The sequence below is a fragment of the Dethiosulfatibacter sp. genome (assembly GCF_983023055.1).
The window spans coordinates 1-4,077 of record NZ_CEZJXU010000228.1; the positions used below are offsets into that span (position 1 = coordinate 1).

The 4,077-nt window shown below is 35.6% G+C and carries 6 protein-coding genes; 2 read left to right on the forward strand and 4 right to left on the reverse strand.

Annotated features, from left to right (window positions below):
- The coding region (locus tag AC3AX0_RS08600; protein WP_487549888.1) for an FGGY family carbohydrate kinase at nucleotides 1-896 on the reverse strand (896 nt) is incomplete at its 3' end.
- A 203-nt stretch (nucleotides 897-1,099) separates the two neighbouring features.
- On the opposite strand from AC3AX0_RS08600, the gene AC3AX0_RS08605 reads away from it, so the two are divergent.
- Both AC3AX0_RS08605 and AC3AX0_RS08610 read left to right on the forward strand, forming a co-directional pair.
- Nucleotides 1,100-1,510: a DUF3842 family protein gene (locus AC3AX0_RS08605; RefSeq protein WP_487549889.1), complete on the forward strand. Its 411-nt coding sequence runs from the start codon at nucleotides 1,100-1,102 to the stop codon at nucleotides 1,508-1,510.
- Between the two features lie 8 nt (nucleotides 1,511-1,518).
- Nucleotides 1,519-1,899, forward strand: a complete 381-nt coding sequence (locus AC3AX0_RS08610; protein ID WP_487549890.1) for a carbonic anhydrase — start codon at nucleotides 1,519-1,521, stop codon at nucleotides 1,897-1,899.
- Nucleotides 1,900-1,979: 80 nt separating this feature from the next.
- On the opposite strand, the gene AC3AX0_RS08615 is transcribed toward AC3AX0_RS08610, so the two are convergent.
- The 3 genes from AC3AX0_RS08615 to AC3AX0_RS08625 form a co-directional block, all read right to left on the reverse strand.
- Nucleotides 1,980-2,249, reverse strand: a complete 270-nt coding sequence (locus AC3AX0_RS08615) for a PspC domain-containing protein (RefSeq protein ID WP_487549891.1) — start codon at nucleotides 2,247-2,249, stop codon at nucleotides 1,980-1,982.
- 348 nt (nucleotides 2,250-2,597) lie between these two features.
- A complete protein-coding gene (locus tag AC3AX0_RS08620) occupies nucleotides 2,598-3,179 on the reverse strand; it encodes a GNAT family N-acetyltransferase (RefSeq protein WP_487549892.1) in 582 nt (193 codons plus the stop codon).
- A 132-nt stretch (nucleotides 3,180-3,311) separates the two neighbouring features.
- Nucleotides 3,312-4,077, reverse strand: a 766-nt coding sequence (locus AC3AX0_RS08625; RefSeq protein ID WP_487549893.1) for a peptidoglycan DD-metalloendopeptidase family protein, incomplete at its 5' end; no start/stop codon positions are given.

The window sequence follows — 4,077 nt, forward strand, 5'->3', positions numbered from 1 at the left end:
GGATTATACCACCCCTTCTTTACAGAAGGAAAAGCTGGAAAAAGTGTAACTATTTCAAGATACTTTTCACTGGAAGTCTGAATTGTAGCCTGGGATCCAAGAGAAATACTTCCCTGCTCAAGATTCCTACAGCCTACACCTATGGTTTCACAACCCTTGTCTGAACCTGTTGCTACAACCAAAAGACCCTTAGGCAGCATTGTTTCCCTTGATGCTTCTTCAGTTATTTTCCCTAGAATTGTACAAGGTTCAACCAAGTCGTTTAAATATCTATTGTCAAGGTCGAAAATCTGCCTTTTTATATCATTCTTTCCCGCCCACTTAAACCTTTTATAGTCAAAAGGAAGGTGTCCTACGGTCGATGCAGTACTGTCTGCAAATCTTCCAGTAAGTCTATAGTTGAGATATGTTGAAAGAAGAAGATATTTATCTGTCTTCTCCCATATTTCTGGCTCATTGATCCTTATCCAGTTAGCCCTGAATTCTCTGTTATAAGTATCACCGATTCTTTTGAACTTCACAAGTTTCAGAAGGATATTTGCCCAGATCTTCATAGGTCTGATTTCTTCGTTTTTTCTCTTGTCCATCCATATTATGCAATCCCGTAGCACCTTTCCTTTTTTGTCTACAACAACTATGGAATCTCTTTGACAAGATACTGTAACTCCCTCTACTCTGTCAAAGAGGTATCGGTCATTTTCGTAAAGGGATTTTATTCCTGTACATATTTTATTCCATATAATATCCGGATGGATTTCCTTCCAACCCGGATTCAATGACTTGTATTCTTCAATAGCTGATTTAAATTTAAAAAGAAGATTGCCTTGGAGGTCAAAAACCAGTACCCTTACACTCTGTGTCCCGCAATCAATAGTTATGAAGCAGTTATTATCCACAGCCCCTCCTGAAAATATTTATTTTTAAAAACACAAAATCCGTCTCTTGTACGCTAAAACCATTATATCAGAATTGGCAGGGAGATTGTATTAAATGATTTAATACTTCGAAAAGTTAACTATTCAACATTTCCCTTGTTTTTATTGAACTTTTCTCAATTTTATGTTATATTAGATATTAAAAAAAGCAAAGAGAGGCAGCTATGATAACAGTAATAGATGGTAAAGGTGGAGGACTTGGCACCAGAATAATCGAAGAGCTACGGAAAACCTACGGCAATAAAGTTGGAATAGTTGCACTTGGAACAAATGCAACAGCTACAAACTCAATGAAAAAAGCAGGAGCTGACCAAGCAGCAACTGGTGAGAATCCGGTAGTCATCAACAGCAAAAAAGCCAAACTCATTCTAGGACCCATTGCAATAATACTGCCTGACGGACTCATGGGCGAAATAACTCCAAAGATGGCTGAAGCTGTCGCAAACAGCGATGCAAAGAAAATACTACTACCCTCGTCACAATGCAATATTGACATAGTTTCAACATCTCCAGACGCAAACATGTCCGCATTAATAAATGAACTTATAGAAAAAGTTGGAAAAGAAATATTCTAGGAGGATTTATGGAATTTGTCACCTCAATCCATTGCATAGATGGAAGAATTCAAGAAAAAATTAATAAGTATTTGAAAGAAAAATACAATGCAAAACACGTGGACTCAATAACAGAACCAGGACCTTGTTATACCTTGGCTGCCCACAACGATGAAGCACTAATTGCTTCAATATTGAGAAAAGTCGACATTTCTGTTTACACGCATGGCTCAAAGGTTATTGCAGTATCCGGCCATTACGACTGTGCCGGAAACCCTGTTTCAAAAGAAGAGCAGGAAGAACATATCAAGAGTAGTCTTGAATTTTTAAAATCAATATATAAAGATATAGAAATCATTGGTTTTTATATAAACGATGATTGGGAAGTAGAAGAAGAATTAACAATATAATTTTATCAAAAACTAAAAAAGAGAAAACCTAAATTTTCTCTTTTTTATAGTTCAAAGAAACTTTCTTGATATTCATTGTCTTATTCTTCATCATCATCATCGTCGTCGTCGTCGCCGTTGTAGAAATCATCCTTCATATCGCTTTTACTCAAAACTTCTGCAACCTCGGACTTTTCAGGAAGCAATATCCACATAAGGATATAAAGCATAATTCCAATTCCGTATAACCACGTAAATACAAACCACACAATTCTCACAATAGTAGGATCTATATCGAAATATTCAGCAACTCCCTGGCATACACCTGCTATTTTTTTATTGTCAGTATTTTTATACAGTTTCCTCTCCATTAAACTCATCACCTTTCAATAATATTGATTATCTTATTTATACATCATTACCCTTAAATAGATATTAAAAAATTATTAAAATTACATTAAGTCAAGTTATAAGTCAAAAGCATATAGTTGAGTCAAAACAATATATTCTGTATCCGGATGTTTCAACTGGATATAGTATATATTGTTTTGTTACGAAACTTGATTTTGACTTAAACTACCTTTCCTGTCAAAAGCATATAGTTGAGTCAAAGCAAAATCTGCTGTATCTGGACGCTTCAACTGGATACAGTATAGATTGTTTTGTTACGAAACTTGATTTTGACTTAAACTACCTTTTAGTAAAAAGCACTCTATGATTTAAGTGTTTTTCATAAGTCTGCTATTCATCCAGGTTTCTCTTGTAATAATGTAATTGCATTCAATATGGTAAGAATCAAGCTGCTCAATTATTTTTTTATCTTCCTTATAAAGTACATATCCGGCATGTTCAAGTGACTTAACAGAATTCAAATTATCCTTCCAAACCTGTGCATGTACCTCATTTACGTTCAGAACATTAAAGCAATAGTCATATACAAGCTTTCTTGCTTCCTTCATATATCCCTTTCTCCAGCAACGCTTAGCAATACGTTCTGCTTCACTAGGAATAATGACTGATCCGTCGGGATATTCTATGGGCTTCCATACCCAATATGTACCTATAATTTTTCCTGTCTCATTGTTGATTATTGCCCAGGAAATAATCTGCTCTAATTCAGAATATTTTTTGAGGTTTTCTCTTGTCTCCAAGATGTTTCCAGGAGCATTATTTCCAGTCCATCGATGTATGTCAGGATCCTTTGACAACTTGTACCATTCAGGTGCATCTATTTGAACATTTATCTCTCTTAGCGTTATTCTATTTGATTCTAAAATTGGTGTATTTTCAATATTAGTCATAATTCCACCCCATTAAATGTATCATTGATATTATACCCCCACAAACCTTAACTAATCATAACTTTGAAGTCTAAAAGACATAAATAAATCCGCTGAATATTTCAGCGGACATATTTTCTTATTGTAATACTGTTAATATAAAACAGGTACATATAATCCCGGATCTTTCTTCACTCCGTACTTTCTCACCTCGAAATGTACATGAGGTCCAGTACTGTATCCCGTGCTTCCTACTGCCGCTATCTTCTGTCCTTGATAAACCATTTCACCGACATCTACATAAATCTTTGAACAGTGTGCATATACAGTAGAATATCCACCACCGTGGTCTATTTGAACCATGTATCCGTAATCTCCAAACCAACCTGAATATATTACCTTGCCTCCATCTGAAGCCTTTATAGGTGTTCCAGTTGAGTTTGCAATATCAACTCCATAATGGTAGCTTCCCCACCTTGATCCGTATCTTGAAGATACATATCCTGAAGGAAGTGGATTTATGAAAGTTCCTGTTCCTTTCTTTGGAGGAGGTGCGATAGTACCGTTATATACGACTTTTGTAACAGGATTCGAAATTATATCTTCCTCGATTACTTCCCTTTCTACCTCTATTCCATTTTCCCTTATTATCTTTGCATCGACTTCCCTGATTCCGTATTTTCCTGATTTTTTCACAGAATACTCATCGTTATATAGCCATGATACTTTTTCATATTCCGTTTCATAGGGAATCTTTTCTTCATATGTAGCAAGCTCCACAGTCCTCACACCAATATATGGTTTTGGAATTATCAGTGAAAGCTTGTCTCCAGGATGAATCAGTTCCGAGTTAATAGTCGAATTAGCAGATATCAGCTCGTCAACTGTCAAGTTGTACTGGCTGGATATTGTCCAAAAG

Bases quoted from the DNA above. Each gene is read 5' to 3' on its own strand.
- AC3AX0_RS08605 (WP_487549889.1), top strand. From the start codon at position 1,100: ATGATAACAGTAATAGATGGTAAAGGTGGAGGACTTGGCACCAGAATA.
- AC3AX0_RS08610 (WP_487549890.1), top strand. From the start codon at position 1,519: ATGGAATTTGTCACCTCAATCCATTGCATAGATGGAAGAATTCAAGAA.
- AC3AX0_RS08615 (WP_487549891.1), bottom strand. From the start codon at position 2,249: ATGGAGAGGAAACTGTATAAAAATACTGACAATAAAAAAATAGCAGGT.
- AC3AX0_RS08620 (WP_487549892.1), bottom strand. From the start codon at position 3,179: ATGACTAATATTGAAAATACACCAATTTTAGAATCAAATAGAATAACG.